The organism is Arthrobacter psychrochitiniphilus (assembly GCF_003185915.1).
Lineage (GTDB): Bacteria > Actinomycetota > Actinomycetes > Actinomycetales > Micrococcaceae > Specibacter > Specibacter psychrochitiniphilus.
Map to the genome: position 1 here is coordinate 276171 of NZ_QHLZ01000002.1, position 19487 is coordinate 295657.

Consider the following 19487-nt stretch of genomic DNA (forward strand, 5'->3'; position numbering starts at 1 on the left):
GCAGCTCACATGCCTAGTAAGCAAAAAGCCCCGTCCCGCTTCTCCTCTGTGAAAGCGGCGGCGGGGCTTGCCGTTGCCGCTGGTGTGGGCGCCGTGGCATACGGTTCACTGATTGAGCGCAACTGGTTTGCCCTCCGTGAGGAACAGCTGGCCATCCTGCCGCCGGGCTCCGCCCCGTTCACGGTCCTGCATATCTCCGACATCCACTTCTCCCCCGGCCAGCAGAAGAAGACCCGCTGGTTGCGGGAGCTGGCCCAGCTACAGCCCGATCTGGTGGTCAACACCGGCGATAACCTCAGCCACCCCAACGCCATTGCCCCACTTTTGGACGCACTGGGCCCGCTCATGAATTTTCCGGGCGTCTTTGTCCCGGGGTCTAATGACTATTTTGCGCCCCGCTTCAGGAATCCGTTCTCCTACTTCGCCGGCCCGTCCAAGGCCCCCTCAGTGGGTAAACACCAGCCCATTGCCCTGGACACGGAGGCTTTGCACACTGGTTTTGGCATGGGCGGCTGGGTCAACCTGACCAACCGCGCCCAGTCCCTGGCGCTGAACGGCATACGCTTTGATTTCAGTGGCGTTGACGATCCCCACCTCTTCCGGGAGCGCTATGCCGGCTGGCCGCGTGGTGCGGCCGGGCAGGAGCGCGCACCCCATGTAAAGGTGGCTGTGGCGCACGCCCCGTACCAGCGGGTATTGGACCACTTTACGGCCGACGGCGCTGACCTCATCTTGGCAGGGCACACCCACGGCGGGCAGGTTTGCATACCCGGTTATGGCGCGCTTGTCAGTAATTGTGATCTGCCCACCTGGCGAGCCAGGGGCCTCAATGATTGGGAATCCCAGGGACGTACTGCGCCGGTGAACGTCTCTGCGGGCATCGGCACCTCCCGCACGGCCCCCTTCCGTTTCGCCTGCCGCCCTGAAGCGGTTATCCTCACCCTGAGCGCCAAATCCTGAATACCAAATCCTGAGCGCCAAGTACGGAGCGCCGTTCGGCAGCCAAACATGTAAGGAATTACTGTGAAAAAATTCTTGCTCCTCATGGGAGCATCGGTGGCCTTGGTGCTGACAAGCGCCTGTGGTTCACCGGCGTCAGGCCCGGCAGGGGAACCCGCCGCACCCGCATCATCCTCCGGACCGGCCTCAGGAGACACCATTTCTTCCGAGGAAGATCCGTCAGCCGATGCCATGTCACCAGCATGCACCCCTGTGGCCGGCGGCATCCCAGCCACAGCCAAGGATTTTGCTTGCCTGAACCTGATCTCAGTCAGCGGCAGTGACGCCACCGGCGCACTCCCCTGGTTGGGCACCGATCCATTCACTCTGGTCACCTCGGAGCAGGACGGCGGTATCCACTTCTCCTCCAAGACCCCCTGCAACACGGTTATGAGTTCAGCCACGGTCACTGACACCACGTTCACTGTGGCCCCCAATATGGCCATGACCATGATGGGTTGCCAGAGCCCACAGAACGATTACGAAGGCTGGGTGGTGAAGTTCTTCTCGGCGCCTCTGGACTACACCGTGGCCAAGGATTCGCTGGAGCTGAGCAACAGCCACGGCACCGTCACCTTCAAACCAGCAGCGCCCTGATTGCTCTGCGCAAAGCAACCCTTATGTGAGAACGGTTTACCTACGAGCCCCCTCGATTTCGTGTTCAGGGCCGTTGTCCGCTATTCTTGAGAGGTTGCTTTTCCAGACCGTCACTGGTTGCGGAAAACAGCGGATCGGGGTGTGGCGCAGCTTGGTAGCGCGCGTCGTTCGGGACGACGAGGCCGCAGGTTCAAATCCTGTCACCCCGACCACATAAAAACAGCGGCATCCAACGGATGCCGCTGTTTTTTATTTGGTGGCCCCACTCGGCACCCACTTTTCACCCACCGTCTAAGATGGGAACCATGAGCGACACACTTTCACCGTGCCCCGTATGCAATTGCGAGTACACCTATGAGCTGGGTGAACTTTTGGTGTGCCCGGAATGTGCGCACGAATGGTCCCCCACCGAAGATGAGGGATCTGCCGCCGAGGCCCAGAGCGTCATTAAGGACGCCGTAGGCAATATCCTCTCCGATGGAGACACTGTCAGCATTGTCAAAACCATGAAGGTCAAGGGCAGCCCGCAGGACTTAAAGATCGGCACCAAGGTCCGCAACATCCGTTTGATCTCCCCCGTCAACGGCCATGACATCGATGCCAAAGTTGACGGGTTCGGGCCCATGAAGCTCAAGTCCAGCATTGTTAAAAAAGTTTGATCTCCGCTCTATCAGCTGAGCTGACACTACTTGCTAAGGATCTTGGGTGAGCTCTTGGTTTGAGGCGGTGCCAGCCTTTGCCCTCGCATTGCTGATTCTGGCCCTGCCCGGAGTCGCCGTCCTGATGGCCCTGCGCATCCGCGGACTCATGGCACTGTTCCTGGCCCCAGCCGTTTCCGTCTCTGTGCTGGCCGTAAGCGCCGTGGTGGCTCCCCTGATACATCTGCCGTGGGGCATCCCGGTGGTGCTTTTGGGAACAGCCGTTGCTACCGTGGCAGCGTGGGTGGCACGGCGCCTCATTCCGGCGCTGAACAATATCTTGCTCATAGCGGGCCCGCGCTCACGGGTAGGGCTAGGAGCAGCACTCGCTGGCGCTGGCGTGTCCCTGGCCATCACCACGTTGTTACTGCTGTTGGTGGCCCCCACACCTGAACAGTTCACGCAGGGCTACGATTCCGTCTTCCACCTCAACGCGGTCACCCATGCGGTGGATACCAAAAACGCGTCATCCTTTGCGATTTCCAGCTTTATCCTGCCCACCATCAAGTCTTCGTTTTACCCCGGGGCGTGGCACGGGCTGGTGAGCCTGTTGATCCTAGTGAGCGGCATCAGCGTACCGGCGGCCACCAATTTGATCTGGCTGGCCGTGGCAGGGTTGGTGTGGCCGCTCAGCGCAATGTTTTTGACCCGCACACTCTTTGGCCCCCGCCCGCTTCTGCTAATCAGCGCAGGGGTGCTAGCCGCAGCGTTCCCCGCCTTTCCCTGGCTGTTGCTGCAATACGGCTCCGCCTACCCCAATTTCCTCTCCAACGCACTGGTTCCCGTAGGCATTGCACTAGTACTGCTCATTCTCCGCCCCTCCGTTCACCGCGGGCTAGAACCGGCTCAGGCCCTGACCCTGGTGGCCTTGTTCCTGCCCGGTGCCATCACGGCCCAACCCAACGGAGTTTTTAGTATTCTCCTGGTGCTGACCCCGCTGTTGGCCTATCTGATCTTTTCCTGGCTACGCACCGGGTACCGCCGTGGCCACCGCCACGGCTGGATGCGTGTGGCGCTACTGCTGCTTGTCATAGCGGTTGCCGCCGCGGGGCTGTCAGTGCTGCCACAAATCCGCAGCCTCTTTACCTACACGAGTCCGGCATTCCTGTTCTTCCCGCTGGCACTGCTGCGCAACTTCACCCACGCACCCGCCCCCATCTGGTTCCCGGCGTTGGCGTTGACCGTCCTAATGCTCGTGGGTGTCCGGGCCGGATTCCGCCGGCCAGGTCTGCGCTGGCTGCCGGCCGCTCTGGTGCTGCTTGCCTTCACTTATCCTTTGACTGCTGGCACCAACCTCCCCTTGGCCAACATTGTGATGGCTCCCTGGTGGGACAACCCCGAGCGCATTGCCGCGCTCATGCCGCTGCTGGCAGTGCCCCTGGCTGCGCTGGGGCTGGTCCAGCTGGTCGATTTCCTGAGCACCAAGCTGCGCACCCGGAATCTTTCTCCTGCCGTGTGGCGGCGCAAGGGGAAACTTTCGACGGCGGCCGGGCTCGCCGTCGTGCTTGCCTTCAGCAACCCAGGATTGTGGCAGATGCAGGGCCAGGTGGGAATCATGTTTGAGGTGCCGGCGGAGCCTAATGGGCTGGCCCAAATTGATGCGCAGGAATTGGCGCTCATCCACAGGCTGCCCAATTACACCACCGCCGAGGATGTCATCGCCAATAACCCGTACAACGGATCGGCGCTGGCCATGGCACTGGCTGATAGGCACATGCTGTTCCCGTACAGCTCACAGGGCGATCTGAGTCCGGATCTTTACACACTGCGGTTCTGGCTCAACCGGGTGGGTAGTGATCAAGAGGTGTGTGCAGCCGCCAAACGCCAGGGGGTCACTTTCCTACTGGATTTCGGCACGGACTATATCCCTGCCTTCAATGATCCGCGCTCGCTCTATCCTGGCATCACCCTGGCGGCGGATTCAGATGCCTTTACGCTCGTGGCTAGCGAAGGCCACGCCAAGCTTTATAAGCTCACTACCTGTGCTGGAGTACAGCTCTGATGAGAGCATTAGTTGGCCAATCCGCTCATTTACGCCGCATTTGACAGCTTTTGTCATGTTTTCCACAATTAGTACTGGGCGAGGCAATAGAGTTGAGCCAATAGTCGGCAACAGGTGAGTTAAAGGAATCCCCCATGGGCAGTAGTTTTGGTGATCGGCTGAAACAAGAACGGTTGGCGAGGCACCTGACCCAGGGCGAATTGGGTGGGGATTTATACTCTGCCAGCTACATTTCTCTTTTGGAAAACGCACACCGCGAACCTACGGTTGACATCATCTTGCAGCTTGCCCGGCAGCTCGATCTTGCCCCGTCGTCGATCACCGTCTGGGCCGAGGGAGCAGCCACATCGAAGGAGAGCGGCTCGCTGCGGCTTTCCCTCTACGCCCAGCAATGCTGGGATACGCGTGATTATCTAGGTGCCGCCACCAATGCGCAGGCCGCCGCCGAGCTGGCCCAGTCCAACAAGGACCTGGTCACCTGGTGGAACATGACCTTTCTGGCCGCCAATTCACTCTTGCGCCACGGCGAGGAATGCCAGGCTGTGCAGCTCTTGCAAACCTTGCTCGAACACCCCATCACCGCCGATAGTGATGCCTTGTCACTGCGCGCCCACCAGGTCATATCTGCGGCGTCGCTGGCCCAAGGCCGCCTGCAGGAATCGATCGAGCATGGCACCTTGGCCGTCAGTATTGGCTCCGGCGACAGTGAGGAAGAGTTCGGCGCTTATTTGATGGCGTTGCAAACCCTCATTGGCGGCCTGACGGAATCTGGCAGGCTGGATGAGGCCTGGATGCATACCCAGACCCTGGCCGATGCCGTCACCGACTCCACACCTGCCCAGATGGCCGGCGAAATTCACTGGGTGATTGGCAATGTAGCGTTCATCCGGGCGGACATCCGCACGGGACTCGAACACCATGCAAAGGCCAGCAGATTGCTCTCGCCGGCCTCAGATCTCTCACGCTGGGCCCAGTTCAACAAGGCCACTGCGTGGGTTCGTCTCATGGCAGGCGTGGTGGAGCCTGCCACTTTGCAAGCCATTGAACGCAGCGAACTGGCCCACTCTGTTGTAGGCGCCACCCTTGCGGAAACTCTTGAAGTTTCCATGCTTCGAGCCCGCTGGCACTACCTCAACAATGAACTGCCCGCGGCGTTGGAGCTGTTGGAACGCATTGAGAAGCAGAAGGATGAGCTGGCACCTCACATTGCAGGAGACTCAGCGTTGCTTTTGGGTAACGCTCTGCAGGCAGCCAACCGCTGCCCGGAAGCTGTGGCCGCCTATACCGACGCCAGGGAGCGTTACACGCTGGCTGGCGCACTGGACAGGGCTGCCGTGGCCCAGGATTTCATGACGGAGCTGGAGCCGTCTCACAGCTAACACTTTAAAAGCAGCTGGCCTGGCGAAAGTAGTGAAATCACTCTTTTTGCCCGGCCAGTTGCTGTGTTAGGTCTAGATGAAGGTGGCGCCCGTCAGGCGTTCAAAGGCCTCCACGTAGCGGGCCCGGGTGCGCTCAATGACATCGGCTGGTAGTACCGGTGGCGGAGTATCTGAGGCGCGGTCCCAGCCAGATTCGGGGCTGATCAGCCAATCCCGCACATACTGCTTGTCGAAGCTGGGCTGGGCCTGACCCGGAGCCCACAGCTCAGCATCCCAGAAACGGGAGGAATCCGGAGTCAGCACCTCATCGCCTAGGGTGATGACGCCGGTAGCCGGATCCGTGCCGAACTCCACTTTGGTGTCTGCCAAGATGATGCCGCGTTCACGGGCGATTTCCTCGGCGCGGGAGTAAATTTCCAAGGTCAGGGTACGCAACGCCTCGGAGGAGTGTTCGCCCACCGTCTGAACCATTTGTGCGAAGCTGATGTTTTCATCATGTTCGCCAACTTCCGCCTTGGCTGAGGGTGTGAAAATGGGCTCCGCCAAGCGTGAACCGTCCTCCAAGCCGGCCGGCAGCGGCAGGCTGCACACCGTCTGTGAGGCATGGTATTCAATCAGTCCGGAACCGGTCAGATAGCCGCGCGCAATGCATTCAATGGGGAACATCTGAAGCTTTTTGCACACCATGGCCCGGCCGGCCACGGCCGCGGGAACACCATCTTCAACAGTGGTGGCAACCAGATGATTGGGCACGTTGAGCTGTTCAAACCACCACAGGCTCAATCCCGTCAGGATGGCACCCTTGTCCGGAATCTCGCTGACCAGGATGTGATCGAAGGCGCTGATCCTGTCACTGGCTACCACCAGAACCACATCATCGCGGCCGGCAAACGGGGTCCGGACAGCGCCGGGGGAACCGGCAGGGTCCACCGACAAGGCGGAGGGGTTGGGGATATAGAGGTCACGGACCTTGCCTGAATAGACGTGGGTCCAACCGGGGAGGGCGGGGGCAGCGGGAATGGAAGAACTCATGAGGTGGCTCCTAGGCCTGTTCAAGGATGGTGGCCACGGTGATTTCCCCACGGGCAGCCTTGGCCGCAATGTCCTTGCGGTACTGGCCGCCTTCCAAGGAGATCAGCTCAATGCCGGCGTACGCCTTTTCGCGGGCGTCTTCGAGGTCCTCACCCAAACCAACCACAGCCAGCACCCGGCCTCCGGCACTGACAGTATTTCCGAAGGCGTCCGTGCCAGTGCCCGCATGGAGCACGTGCACGCCGTCGAGCCGGTTGGCCTTTTTCAAACCGCGAATCCGGTCCCCAGTGCGCGGCGCATCAGGGTAGTTGCCGCTGGCCAGCACCACAGCGACAGCCGTCTCAGGTGCCCAGCGCAACTCGTCAATCTCATCAAGCTGGCCCTTGGCTGCGGCAAGGAGCACACCGCCAAGGGGGGTCTTCAACCGGGCCAGGACAGCCTGTGTTTCGGGGTCCCCGAAGCGGGCGTTGAACTCAATGACACGGGTGCCGCGGCTGGTCAGGGCCAATCCGCAGTACAGTACACCGGTGAAGGGGGTGCCGCGGCGGGCCATGGCGTCAATGGTTGGCTGGGCAACGCGGTCAATGACTTCTTGCACCAGCCCTGCCGGGGCCCATTCCAGCGGGGAGTAGGCTCCCATGCCGCCAGTGTTGGGACCTTCGTCGCCGTCAAAAATGCGCTTGAAATCTTGCGCGGGGGCCAGTGGTACACAAGTCCGCCCGTCGGCTAGAACAAAGAGGGAGACCTCGGGGCCGTCAAGGAACTCCTCAATGACCACCGTGCCGCCCACGTCAAAGCAGGACTGGGCGTGTGCCAGGGCTTCGTCGCGGTCATTTGTAACCACTACACCCTTACCCGCTGCAAGGCCGTCATCCTTGACCACATAAGGGGCGCCGAACGTGTCCAGGGCGTCGGCAGCTTCGCCACTATTGACCGCAACCTTGGCCATGGCCGTGGGAACCTGGGCTTCTGCCATGACGGTCTTGGCGAACGCCTTGGACGCCTCAAGCTGCGCGGCTTCCTTGCTGGGTCCAAATACCGCAATACCTGCGGCACGGACGGCGTCGGATACGCCAGCTGCCAGCGGGGCTTCGGGGCCCACCACAACCAGGTCGCTGTCAAGCTTCACTGCCAGGGCTGCCACGGCAGCTGGATCGCTGGCGTTCACGGCGTGTGTGGGTACTATGGCGCCGATCCCGGCATTACCGGGTGCGGCGTGCACTTCACTGACGTTAGGGTCGCTGAGCAACGAGCGGATAATGGCGTGTTCGCGGCCTCCGGGGCCAATGACTAAAACCTTCACCCCTCTAGGGTACTTGGCTAGGTAGATCATCCGCTCCTCGGGGCAGATGATGACTTCAATGTTCTCCCATCACAACGCTTCACTCGGGGCCGCCACGCAATGACGTTCCACTCGAGGTTCTATGCAAAGTCACCGCGCAGTGTTCACCGCCGATTTACCTGAAAACTATCTGGGCGCATGCTGGAGGCAACCATGGCTCAATAGGCTCAAGATTCATGCGCGCCACCCGCATTCTCCAACCTCCACAGGTTGTGAAGAGGCTAGCAAGGCACCAAGTACCTGCGGACCGCACATGCTTTTTGAATCCCTAGTGAAGGAATACATGACATTGACCAAGTCCCCGGACCGAAGGCATCACCGAGGGTTAGCTTCGGCCGTGCTGCTCGCTGTGCTCGGCGGCGCCCTTGCCTTCCCTGCAGCGGCCCTTGCCGTTGCTCCGATTACCGATGCTCCTGCTCCTGCTCCTGCTCGCGATGCTCCGGTCATCACCACGGCAATGACCACCTGGCAGTATCTAGACGACGGATCCGACCCCGCAGGTGGCTCAGCCGATGTGCGCTCATGGACCGCTTCCGGCTTTGACGATTCAACGTGGAAGAGCGCCAAGGGATCATTCGGAGCCAAGAAGGGCCAACTCACCGCAGTTGGGCCGCACACTCCCACCACGCTGCTGAACCATTACCTGGACGGCAAAAGTTCGCCGGCCGTCCCCACATACTTCTTCCGCAGCACCTTCGAACTTGGCCAAGGCGCCAAGGCCGGAATTGATTCCATTGTTGGCGATCTGGTCCACGACGATGCCGCAGCCGTGTGGATCAACGGCATCAAGGTTGCCGGTTTCTTGGACGAGCGGGCTACTGGAAGCGAGAATCAGCAATACGCTGGCACCGGCAACGGCGACCCCGTCTCCAACACCTTCTCTGCGAGCTCCTCTGTGCTGACCGAGGGCACCAACACGGTTGCTATTGCCCTCTACCAAGACCGAGAAACCAGCTCCGATATCTATCTGGATGTCCCCTCCGTCCGCTTGACGAAGGCCGGCGAGACTCTGAACGCACCGCCGTCGCGAGTAATTTTGACCCCCACTACTACCCCGGAAACCTCCCAGTCATTTTCTTGGCTGGCCGGCGATGCCACTCATACCAGTGGCCAGGTCCAGATTAAGCGCACATCAGGCGGCAGTGAGCGCACCATTGACGCCTATATGGCCGGCAAGGTGAACGGCAACCCGAAGCCGCACTATTCAGCAACCATTTCTGGTTTGGTCCCCGCCAGTAAGTACACGTACCGGGTGGGCTTGGAAGGGAGCTGGAGTGAGTGGAACACGTTCACCACAGCTGACCCCAATGCCAAGGACTTCCAGTTCATTTACTACGGTGACGCACAGATCGGCCTCGATTCCACCTGGCCCGAGGTGGTGCGCCAAGCAGAAGCCAAGGCCCCTAACTCCATAGGATCCGTTCACGCAGGAGATTTGATTGACTCCGGCAATAACGAAACCCAGTGGCTCAACTGGTTCGCTGGCATGGAAGGCCAACTTCGAATACCCGCACAACAACCCCCGCGCCGAAACCATCGGTGAGATGTCCAAGCTCGCCGTTGGGGATACGGATGTTTCCCGCCAGTACGCCGCATATTTCACGCACTGGGCTGATTTCGCCGCGGAAACCGTTTACTTCACCGATTATCAGGACACCAGGTTCATCACCATCAACGCCACTCGAGACACCGCGTTCCTGACCCCGGAGAACTTGCCGGCATGTACTGAAGCGGCATGCCCCTCCACCAAAGTTGCCCGGCTCTGGACCGAGTTCCAGGGCGCCTGGCTTGATCAGGTGCTTGAAACCAGCCCGTCCAAGTGGAATGTGGTGACGTTCCACCAGCCGGTTTTCTCCACCTCAAGTGGCCGAGATGAGCCAGTCCTGCGCGAGATCTGGGTTCCGATCTTCCAGAAGCACAACATCGATTTGGTGCTCATGGGACACGACCATACCTATGGCCGCGGGATCCTGAACACGGACAAGACTGACACTCCGGGGCTGACGACCGGCCCGGTCTACGCAGTCTCCAACTCCGGAGCTAAGCACTACAACCTCGAAACTGATGCCAAGAACGTGTGGACCAACAATGGCGCCACTCAGGTGCTCCGAGGTGCAGGCGTGACTACGTACCAGGTAGTGGACGTTTCCAGCGACAAGCTGCGATACCGTTCCTACCTCGCCGAAAAGACCGCCAACGCAACCACCGATCTGCCGGTAGGGGCCCTCTATGACGAGTTCACCATCAACAAGTCTGATGCCGGGAAAAAGTGGGTGACTGAGGCAGGTGTCACTGCTCCGGCGGAGCCGACGGCGACCCCGGAACCCGCGGTGACAGCCGAACCCAGCGCGACTTCTGAACCCAGCGCGACCCCGGCTGCCATTGATCCGCAGACTCTTACCGAAGCGAATCGCGGGGGTGTTGTGGCGCCTGCATCTGCCACCGCCGGGCAAAATATTGATGTTTCACTCGGGAGTGAAGCTGCTGGCTCCAAGGTTTGGGCTTGGCTCTACTCAACCCCAACCCTCTTGGGAAATTTCACGGCGGATGAGACAGGTACACTCACCGCGAAGGTGCCCGTCGATGCCTCGCCCGGCCAACACCGCATTGTTATCCAAGCCTCAGACGGATCCCTTCTTGGCTGGGCCTCACTGCAGGTAGTGGCTGCAGAGAATATTATTCCCAGCCCCAGCGGCAGCGCCAGCAACAGCGCCAGTACAAGGGGCAGCAGCGCTACGCCAGGCCCGCAAGCTAACCAGGGCGAACTGGCCAACACCGGCGCAAACACAGCCCTCGTGAGCAGCGTGGCCTTGGCCTTGTTGCTACTCGGTGCCACCTTCGCAGCAGTTGGTATTCGTCGCCGTCGTGCATCCCAGCATGCGGCCTCGCATCGCTAGCGATCGCTGAATTATTCAGGGTTGGGTGCCCGCCCCGGGTTAAGCGCCCAACCCTGGGTGAACGGTTGCAGAGCCTCTTCCTGGCACGGTTTGGTGTGATCTAGACACCGGTTCGAAACCCAGGCGGAGGCTCTCTGCTTTAAGTGCCTCACGGGGTGGCGCTGCTGGGCTTGGAGGCAAGCTCAGACATCGTCGCGGAACCAGCAACTGACGTAACAATCTGAATTTCTTGCCTAGAAGATATGCCGCGAAGGTGCCCAGAACCACCATTCACAGTCAGGTAAAAGTGTCAATGGGCAGTCCGATTCTCCCCACCATCACAGCGATGTAGGCCCACAAGCGAAGCATTTCCGTCATCTATATTGCAAGCAATTATTCCACTTGATAGCTTTATGCTCGGATTATTCTGTTCACTCGCAGCAGATACTGGTAAATTCGCGTACCTTTCAATCCATCAGGACTTTTCATCTCATCAGGGGGAACCACCTACATGCAAGCATCCACGCGCGCCTTCGTTAAACGCGGAGGTGCGGCCTGCGCCGCAGCTGCCGTCTTGTTGTGCGGCAGCTTCAGTGTCGCCACAGCAGCGCCCACGGCCGAACCGACCTCTGCCTCAACCAACACTGCCGAGGCCAGCTACACTGCTACGCCTTCAGCAACAGGCTCTGACACAGCGGCCCTGCCCAGCGGCCTGGCCGAAGCAATCGACCGCGACTTGAGCATGAGTGTTGAGGAATTCAACGCACAGGGGGCACTGGCCGCCACGGCCGCCGACGTGCAGGCCGCAGCCGTCAAGGCTGACCCTAACGCACTGGTTTCCGTCAAGAGCGGCACCATCAACGTCCAGGCAGCACCGGCAGCAGCCGTAGCCGCCAAGACGGCAGCAGGCACTGCCAAGGTTTCCATCTCAACAGTTCAGGCAACTCCGCTGTCCGCCAAGGTCGACGCTGCCAGCGTGGACGCTCTCATGGCCGCCTACATAGGCGAGTTTGGTGCAGGTCGGCTGCAGTCCGTCATGGTCAACGGCAATGGTGAATTTGTCATTCGCACCGGTGACCCGATCGGCTCCAAAGTAACCGCCACAGCACGCTCATTTACCGCTGCGGCAAAGCCTTCGGCCGAAGACTTTGCAGCCAAGTACGGCAACGTCAAAATTGAAGCTGCCAGCGGCCCCGCTACCCCCTTGGCCACCGACGTCACAAACGGCCAGGGCTACCTCGCCGTAGACGAGCCCATCAACAAGGGTGGGACCTGCAGCATCGGCTGGAACGGCTTCAACGCCGCAGGCGATCCAGCCATCGTCACCGCCGGCCACTGCACCGGTGACGGTGCGTTGACGAACACCCTGCTTACCGATCCCGAGCAGGAACCGACTATCACCAAAGACAAGGATTCCGGCGACATCCTGGGTCCGCTGGGCCTGTTCGGCACCTCGCAGTTCGGCGGCCCGGGTAACTCCCCCCTGACAATTCCTACCGACTGGAATGGTGACAAAAACAAACTCAACAACATCGGCACCGATGTGGCCGTGATGAACAAGATCGATGAGAACCTTAACCAGTTGGCCAAGGTCACCGACTGGAAGACCCCGGCAGACCCGAAGGCTTCGGGCCCCAAGGTCACAGGGGTTTCCGATGCCATCGTGGGCACCGATATCTGCAAGTCCGGCCGCACTACGGGCTGGAGCTGCGGCACCGTGACCGAAGTCGGCGTATTCGCGGTTGGTGGTACCACGTACCCAGCCGACCCGGCCAAGTGCGACCCCGTACCCACCGTCGCCGAATGCGATGACATCCGAGCCGTCCGCGGCTTCGGTTCCACGAACCTGAAAGCCGACCGCGGCGACTCTGGTGGCGCCATTATTTCCGGCAATACCGCCGTGGGCATGATCAGCGCTGGAACCCCCGAGGTCATTACTTACGGCGTCAGCCTGACGGACGCCTTGAAGCACACTGACGGTTACACCGTGAAGATCTTCCTGGAGACCCCCAAGGTCACCACCACCGCTCCGGTATACCGCGAAGGCGCCGTCACCGGCACCGTAACTGGCGCCCCCGCAGGCACCAAGGTCACCGTCACCATTGACGGCGTCGAGACCAAAGCAACAGTCGGCACCGAAGGCAAATGGAGTGTCAAGGCCCCGAACAAGTTCGGCACCTTCTCCGTCACCGCGCAGACCACGAACGGCTACAGCACCTCGGAAACTACCGAGGCTTCCATTGAGGTCATCAAGGAGACACTGGCCGCACCGGCCATCACCTCCCCCGCCGCTGACAGCAAGGTTCTCACCCCAGCCACCACCCTTGCCGGCACCGGCAAGGCTGGTGCCACGGTTGAACTGAGCGGCGATGCTAAAGGTACCGCAGTGGTTGGCGCTGATGGCAAGTGGTCCTTCACCCTCACCCCCGGCTTGGACGTCGGCAACTACACTGTTACCGCCAAACAGACGCTAGAGGATTGGAATGACTCCACATCTACCAGCAGCAGCTTCTCCGTTGTACTAGCCGCCCCGGCCATCACCTCCCCGAGCAATGGCCAGCAGTTCGCCTTCAACGAGGGTCCCAACGAAATCACGGGCACCAACATTGAAGGTGCCACCGTCAAGGTCACCGTAAACGGCAAGACCTACGACGCCACCGTTGTCAACGGCGCAGGGAGCGTTGCCTTAGGCGCCAGACTGGCCATGGGCACGTACGCGGTCACAGCAGCACAGGAAGTTGGCGGCACATGGAGCGTTGACTTGGGGTCCCAGCTGGCCAGCGGCACGTACACCGTCACAGTGGTACAGCGCGTGGATGACCTCGATTCCCTGACGGCCACCTCCACCTTTACGGTGCTCGCTGAGCCGAAGCCGGAACCGACCACTCCCCCGGCAACACAGGCGCCCACGGCGCCCACCACAGCTCCGACAGCAGCACCGACCACCGCGCCGAACAATAACGACCTGGCCAACACGGGCGCATCCAGCTCCCTGCTGGTACTGGGTGGAGCCGGCGGATTGCTGCTGCTGGCAGGTTCAGCATTCCTGCTGATTCGCCGCCGCAACAACGCAGGCTAATAACCACCTAGGCAATAGGCTGTCCATGCACTACAAATACTGCCGGACCCACACGGGTACGAATGTAGGCTGTGGGTCCCGTTCACTGTGGACGGGACCCACAGCCGTTAACCGGAGGAACAATGAACACCAAGAAGATCTCCTCAATAGTCCTCGCAGCCACCATGGCAGGAGCCCTCGGCATGAGTGCATGCAAACCCACCCAAGGACAAGAATCCCCCGCGGCAAGCCAGCAGGCCAGCCCCGAAGAAAGCAGCACTTTATTGGCGCTCAATGAATCACTGCGCAGCGAACTCGGCGACGCCTACTCGGATTCCTGGATTGAAGGGAACCAACTCCATGTTGCCGTGACCACGGAAGCCGCCGCAGCGATCGTGAAGGCCGCTGGCGCCATCCCCAAACTCGTCACCATTGATGCGGCACAACTTGAAACGGCACTGCAAGCGGTCCTGGCCTGGCGAAACACGCTGCCCACGGAACAAGGCGCCGCCATCCACAAGGTCATCCCCGACGGACGCACGGGAACCGTCACCGTCTTTGTTGCCCCCGACCAGCTCAGCTCCGTCGAGGCTGCTGCCGCCGCCGCGAAACCTGCCGGGGATGTACCACTGGTCTTTAAAGAATCCGCCGGACTGGCGTCACCGCTTTAGGCCGGGCAATGGGAGCCGTCACGGATTCGCTCGCTAAGATGACACCATGATCCATACATTCCGGGCGGATGACGCCGTTGAACTTGCCGTTCTTGAACGCAGCGGCTTTGTAGAATCCCGGCACATCGGCTCGGCCGTGGTGTTGGCCGGTGACGGATCAATAGTGACCTCTTTGGGAGACGTCAGCGCCCCCATCTACCCGCGTTCGGCCGCGAAACCACTCCAAGCCCTCGCCGCCATGCAGGCCGGGGTTCCGCTACGCGGGGCACAAGTGGCTGTGGCTGCCGGCAGCCACAGCGGTTCCCTCCAGCACATGGACCTTGTCGAAGGAATGCTCAAGACGGCTGGACTGACAGAAGCTCATCTTGGCTGCCCCGCTGATTGGCCCGGCGATCCGGATGCCCGCGCTTGGCTTGTCCGCACCGAACGGGGCAAATCAAAGCTTGCCATGAACTGCTCAGGGAAACATGCGGCGTTTCTCTGGGCGTGTGTGGAAAACGGCTGGGACCTGGACGGTTATCTGGAGCCTAACCACCCCATGCAGCGGGGCGTGCGCACCGTGATGGAAGAGTACACCGGCGAAACGGTCCGCCACACAGGAACCGACGGCTGTGGCGCTCCCGTCATGGCAGTCTCCCTGACAGGTCTCGCCCGGGCCTTCACCACCTTGGCCAAGGCTCCCTCAGATAAAAACGCGAACGCCCGGGCCGCCACCATTGCAACTTCCATGCTGGATTATCCGTGGGCTGTTCAAGGCCATGGCCGGCCCAACACCGTGGTCATGGAGGAACTCGGTGTCCTTGCCAAGCTGGGTGCCGAAGGAGTTTTGGCTTTAGCTGCCCCCAACGGGGCCAGTGTTGCCGTGAAGATGCTCGACGGCAACGGCAGGGCTGCAACTCTTGTGGGCCTGACACTATTGGCGGCAAGCGGCGCCCTGGACATTCCCGCAGTAGCGCAGGTGCTCGGCAAAGTGGTTCCTCCGGTTTTGGGTGGAAGCCACCACGCCGGCAGCCTCCGCTTGGGCCAGGCCGTCAGCGCCCTCCTGGACTAACGCCCCGGGCCCGCTCGGGCACAACCCAGCCACCCAATATGGCCCGCCCAACCCAGCCCACCCGGCGTCGAACACCACCATCAAAAACCGTAGGAGAGACCATGGCAGCCCGGCGCCGCATCGATATTGCCGAGGGAAGCGCCGCCCTGAGCGCGTGGCGCGGCGGCGAGCACAGCCGCCCCGTCACAGCCATGGCCGTGCGGTACGCCTTGGAAGAATTGGCCGCGCGCGCCCCAGGGAACTCCGTGGAGGTGCGCGTGCCGCCCTTCGGGGTGACCCAGTGCATCGCCGGACCGCGCCACACCCGAGGCACCCCGCCCAACGTGGTGGAGTGCGACGCCGCAACCTGGCTCGGGCTGGTGAGCGGCACCCTCAGCTGGGCGGATGCCGTGGAACGAGGCCAGGTGGCGGCCTCCGGATTGCGGGCCGATCTCTCCGGCGAACTGCCCCTGTAGCGAACTTTCCGCCCTCGCAGGGCATTCCAAGCTGCGCCGGGTACCCTTAAGGCATGACTTCCCAGCCTGAAACCACCTCCGGAGAGCCCCGCAAACTGACAGTGCGCCGCGCCCCGAAGTATGTCCCGTTCATGATTGCCGGCGCCTTGACAGGCGTTGTTACAGCGGCCATTTTTACCTTCATGGCACCGCCCAGTGAAGAATTTGAAACCTCCAGCATCTTCGGCTTCTTCACCGTCCTGCTGCTGATCCCCGGCGCCACCCTTGGCGCCGTCATGGCCCTGATCTTGGACCGTCAGGGCCGGCGCCGCAGCAAAACTCTCCTAGCAGCTCCGCTACCCGATGACCACAGCAACGCGGAGGCCGAGACCGCCTAGGCCCGTTTGGCGCCCGCATGCCCGTGCGCGCGTACGCCCCGCGTGCCCGTAAGCGCCGGGACCTAGCACGCATTGCGCGCACTTGAGACCCGGTTAGAGCGAGCCGAATTTACATGAGATAATTTTCTCGTGGCACGCGGAGACGGAAAACTATCCCATGATCTTTTACCCGGCGAAAAGGGACCTCAGGACGCTTGTGGCGTTCTGGGCATCTGGGCACCCGGTGAAGAGGTTGCAAAACTAACCTATTACGGGCTGTATTCATTACAGCACCGTGGGCAGGAATCGGCTGGCATCGCAACGAGCGACGGCAAGCGGATCAGTGTGTACAAGGACATGGGGCTCGTATCCCAGGTCTTTGACGAACCCACACTGAACACCCTGACCGGACACATGGCTGTGGGCCATTGTCGATACTCCACTACGGGTGCGGCCAATTGGGCCAACGCTCAGCCCACCTTGGGGGCAACCGGTAGCGGCACCGTAGCACTGGCGCACAACGGCAACCTGACCAACTCTGCTGAACTGCATGAGATGGTCATTGCCCAGTACGGTGTTCCCACTGCGGGTGAAATGGCTCAGGGAAACACCACCGATACTGCGCTGGTCACCACCTTGCTGCGTGGCAAAGAGGGCTCCTCTCTTGAAGAGACTGCCATGGAATTGCTGCCCAAGATCCACGGCGCGTTTAGCTTTGTCTTCATGGACGAGCACACCCTGTACGCCGCACGTGACCCGCACGGCGTTCGCCCGCTGGTTCTGGGACGCTTGGAAAGTGGTTGGGTAGTGGCCTCCGAGGACGCCGCCCTGAACACCATTGGTGCCTCGCTGATCCGTGAAATCGAACCCGGTGAATTCATCGCGATCGATGAAGACGGCGTCCGCACCCAGCGCTTCGCCCCGGCAACTCCTGCCGGCTGCGTTTTCGAGTACGTATACCTGGCCCGCCCGGATGCCACCATTGCCGGCCGCTCCGTTTACGAGTCTCGTGTGGAAATGGGCCGCCAGCTGGCCCGCGAAAGCCACTACAACGCCGATCTGGTCATTCCCGTCCCGGAATCCGGGACACCGGCGGCCATCGGCTATGCCGAACAATCAGGCATCCCCTTCGCCCACGGCTTCGTGAAGAACGCCTACGTTGGCCGTACCTTCATCCAGCCCAGCGATACCTTGCGCAAGCTCGGCATCAAGCTCAAGCTCAGCGCCCTTGAATCCGTCATTCGCGGCAAACGCATTGTGGTTGTGGATGATTCAATCGTCCGCGGCAACACTCAGCGCGCCGTGGTGCGCATGCTCAAGGAAGCCGGCGCCGCCGAGGTCCACGTGAAGATCTCTTCACCGCCCGTACGCTGGCCATGCTTCTACGGCATCGACTTCGCCTCCCGTGCGGAGCTGATTGCCAACGGTGCAGCCGTGGATGAGATTGCCAAGTCCATTGGCGCCGATTCCTTGGAGTACATCTCCGAAGACGGCATGATCAATGCAACCAATCAGCCACGCGAACGCCTGTGCACGGCCTGCTTCACGGGCACGTACCCCATTGAACTTCCCTCCAGCGACCGTTTGGGCAAGAACTTGCTCGAGCGCACCAAGGCTGGCAACGCCACACCCTCCACCGGTTGCGATCCGGGCCCTGACTCGGAGCTGGAAAACATCCTCACCGAGCAAGACCGCACCGCATCCAACGGTTCTTAGAGCATTCCCTAGAAAAGAGACGCCATGAACAACGCCTCCCATGATTCGGCTGCCCCGGCAATCACCTATGCCAGCGCCGGTGTTGATACCGAAGCAGGCGACCTCGCCGTAGAACTAATGAAAGAAGCCGTCAAGGCCACCCACGGTCCATCCGTTGTAGGTGGTTTCGGCGGGTTCGCCGGCCTCTACGACGTCTCCAAGCTACTGACGTACAAGAGGCCACTGTTGGCCACCTCCACCGATGGTGTGGGGACGAAGGTTGCCATTGCGCAAGCCATGGACATCCACGACACCATCGGTTACGACCTTGTGGGCATGGTTGTCGATGACATTGTGGTGGTTGGTGCCGAACCACTGTTCATGACCGACTACATTGCCACCGGCAAGGTTGTTCCGCAGCGCGTGGCTGACATTGTGCGCGGCATTGCCGGGGCCTGCAAGGTTGCCGGAACTGCGTTGGTTGGTGGCGAGACTGCCGAGCATCCCGGCCTGCTGGCCCCGGATGAGTACGACGTCGCAGGTGCTTGCACGGGTGTCGTCGAGGCTGATTTGCTGCTTGGTCCGGAACGGGTGCGTGCCGGCGATGTCATCATCGGCATGGCGTCCTCAGGTTTGCACTCCAACGGTTACTCACTGGTTCGCCGCGTCATCAACCACGCAGGCTGGGCCCTGGAACGTCAAGTTTCGGAGCTTGGCCGCACCCTGGGTGAGGAACTACTGGAGCCCACCCGCGTCTACGCAGCCGACTGCCTGGATCTGACCCGCTACCTGCCGGTCACGCAGGAAAAGGCTGTTCACGGTTTCAGCCACATTACCGGTGGCGGCCTAGCTGCCAACCTGGCGCGCGTGCTGCCGCAGGGCCTCATCGGCACGGTTGACCGCTCCACCTGGAGCCTTCCTGCCATCTTCAACCTGGTTTCGCAGCTGGGCAACGTGCCGTTGGCCGATCTTGAGCGCACGTTGAACCTGGGTGTGGGCATGGTTGCTGTTGTTTCCGCCGATGCAGCGGACGCCGCTGTGGAGCGCCTGAACTCACGTGGCCTGCCCGCGTGGGTTATGGGCACCGTGACGGCTGAGTCCTCCGACTCGGATAAGTCAGGTCCGGATTACACGCAGGGCGCCAAGGGTGTTGATGGCGGCGCCGTTCGCCTGGTTGGCAACTACGCCCTGTAAGTTTTTCGGGAAATGATCCCGATCCCGCTTTCTGACACCGGAATTCCGGTGCCAGAAAGCGGGATCGGGATCATTTTTTTAC

At 61.1% G+C, this 19487-nt stretch carries 16 protein-coding genes and 1 tRNA gene; 15 read left to right on the forward strand and 2 right to left on the reverse strand.

The annotated features are described in order from the left end of the window. Nucleotides 1–9: 9 nt before the first annotated feature. The 6 genes from CVS29_RS04630 (at nucleotide 10) to CVS29_RS04655 (ending at nucleotide 5675) form a co-directional block, all read left to right on the forward strand. Nucleotides 10–960, forward strand: coding sequence for a metallophosphoesterase (locus tag CVS29_RS04630; RefSeq protein WP_110105166.1), 951 nt, complete (start codon nucleotides 10–12; stop codon nucleotides 958–960). A gap of 63 nt (nucleotides 961–1023) precedes the next feature. Further along, nucleotides 1024–1596, forward strand: coding sequence for an META domain-containing protein (locus CVS29_RS04635; protein WP_110105167.1), 573 nt, complete (start codon nucleotides 1024–1026; stop codon nucleotides 1594–1596). A gap of 135 nt (nucleotides 1597–1731) precedes the next feature. Further along, nucleotides 1732–1808, forward strand: a tRNA-Pro gene (locus tag CVS29_RS04640). A gap of 93 nt (nucleotides 1809–1901) precedes the next feature. After that, a complete protein-coding gene (locus CVS29_RS04645; RefSeq protein WP_110105168.1) occupies nucleotides 1902–2255 on the forward strand; it encodes a zinc ribbon domain-containing protein YjdM in 354 nt (117 codons plus the stop codon). Between the two features lie 46 nt (nucleotides 2256–2301). Beyond that, the gene (locus tag CVS29_RS04650; RefSeq protein WP_110105169.1) at nucleotides 2302–4296 is read left to right on the forward strand and encodes a DUF6541 family protein; all 1995 of its coding nucleotides are present in this window, start codon (nucleotides 2302–2304) and stop codon (nucleotides 4294–4296) included. Between the two features lie 134 nt (nucleotides 4297–4430). Beyond that, nucleotides 4431–5675 (forward strand): helix-turn-helix domain-containing protein, encoded by a 1245-nt coding sequence (locus CVS29_RS04655; RefSeq protein WP_110105170.1) that lies wholly within the window; start codon nucleotides 4431–4433, stop codon nucleotides 5673–5675. Between the two features lie 72 nt (nucleotides 5676–5747). On the opposite strand, the gene CVS29_RS04660 is transcribed toward CVS29_RS04655, so the two are convergent. After that, nucleotides 5748–6707, reverse strand: coding sequence for a phosphoribosylaminoimidazolesuccinocarboxamide synthase (locus tag CVS29_RS04660; protein WP_110105171.1), 960 nt, complete (start codon nucleotides 6705–6707; stop codon nucleotides 5748–5750). A gap of 10 nt (nucleotides 6708–6717) precedes the next feature. Next, on the reverse strand, nucleotides 6718–8010 hold the full coding sequence (purD, locus tag CVS29_RS04665; protein ID WP_110105343.1) for a phosphoribosylamine--glycine ligase: 1293 nt from the start codon (nucleotides 8008–8010) through the stop codon (nucleotides 6718–6720). A gap of 322 nt (nucleotides 8011–8332) precedes the next feature. On the opposite strand from purD, the gene CVS29_RS18785 reads away from it, so the two are divergent. The 9 genes from CVS29_RS18785 (at nucleotide 8333) to purM (ending at nucleotide 19405) form a co-directional block, all read left to right on the forward strand. Continuing rightward, complete coding sequence (locus CVS29_RS18785) at nucleotides 8333–9592, forward strand: fibronectin type III domain-containing protein (RefSeq protein WP_245932062.1); 1260 nt, start codon at nucleotides 8333–8335, stop codon at nucleotides 9590–9592. Further along, on the forward strand, nucleotides 9489–10946 hold the full coding sequence (locus tag CVS29_RS18790) for a metallophosphoesterase (protein WP_245932063.1): 1458 nt from the start codon (nucleotides 9489–9491) through the stop codon (nucleotides 10944–10946). The genes CVS29_RS18785 and CVS29_RS18790 overlap by 104 nt, the downstream gene beginning before the upstream one ends. Nucleotides 10947–11436: 490 nt before the next feature. After that, a complete protein-coding gene (locus CVS29_RS04675) occupies nucleotides 11437–14004 on the forward strand; it encodes a S1 family peptidase (protein WP_110105172.1) in 2568 nt (855 codons plus the stop codon). Nucleotides 14005–14126: 122 nt separating this feature from the next. After that, on the forward strand, nucleotides 14127–14654 hold the full coding sequence (locus CVS29_RS04680; protein ID WP_110105173.1) for a hypothetical protein: 528 nt from the start codon (nucleotides 14127–14129) through the stop codon (nucleotides 14652–14654). A 46-nt stretch (nucleotides 14655–14700) separates the two neighbouring features. After that, a complete protein-coding gene (locus CVS29_RS04685; protein ID WP_110105174.1) occupies nucleotides 14701–15705 on the forward strand; it encodes an asparaginase in 1005 nt (334 codons plus the stop codon). A 101-nt stretch (nucleotides 15706–15806) separates the two neighbouring features. Continuing rightward, a complete protein-coding gene (locus tag CVS29_RS04690) occupies nucleotides 15807–16160 on the forward strand; it encodes a sterol carrier family protein (protein WP_110105175.1) in 354 nt (117 codons plus the stop codon). Between the two features lie 53 nt (nucleotides 16161–16213). Next, entirely contained in the window at nucleotides 16214–16537 is a 324-nt protein-coding gene (locus CVS29_RS04695; protein WP_110105176.1) for a hypothetical protein, read from the forward strand. Nucleotides 16538–16666: 129 nt separating this feature from the next. After that, complete coding sequence (purF, locus tag CVS29_RS04700) at nucleotides 16667–18232, forward strand: amidophosphoribosyltransferase (RefSeq protein ID WP_110105177.1); 1566 nt, start codon at nucleotides 16667–16669, stop codon at nucleotides 18230–18232. 24 nt (nucleotides 18233–18256) lie between these two features. Next, on the forward strand, nucleotides 18257–19405 hold the full coding sequence (gene purM, locus CVS29_RS04705; protein WP_110105178.1) for a phosphoribosylformylglycinamidine cyclo-ligase: 1149 nt from the start codon (nucleotides 18257–18259) through the stop codon (nucleotides 19403–19405). The last annotated feature ends 82 nt before the right edge of the window (nucleotides 19406–19487 follow it).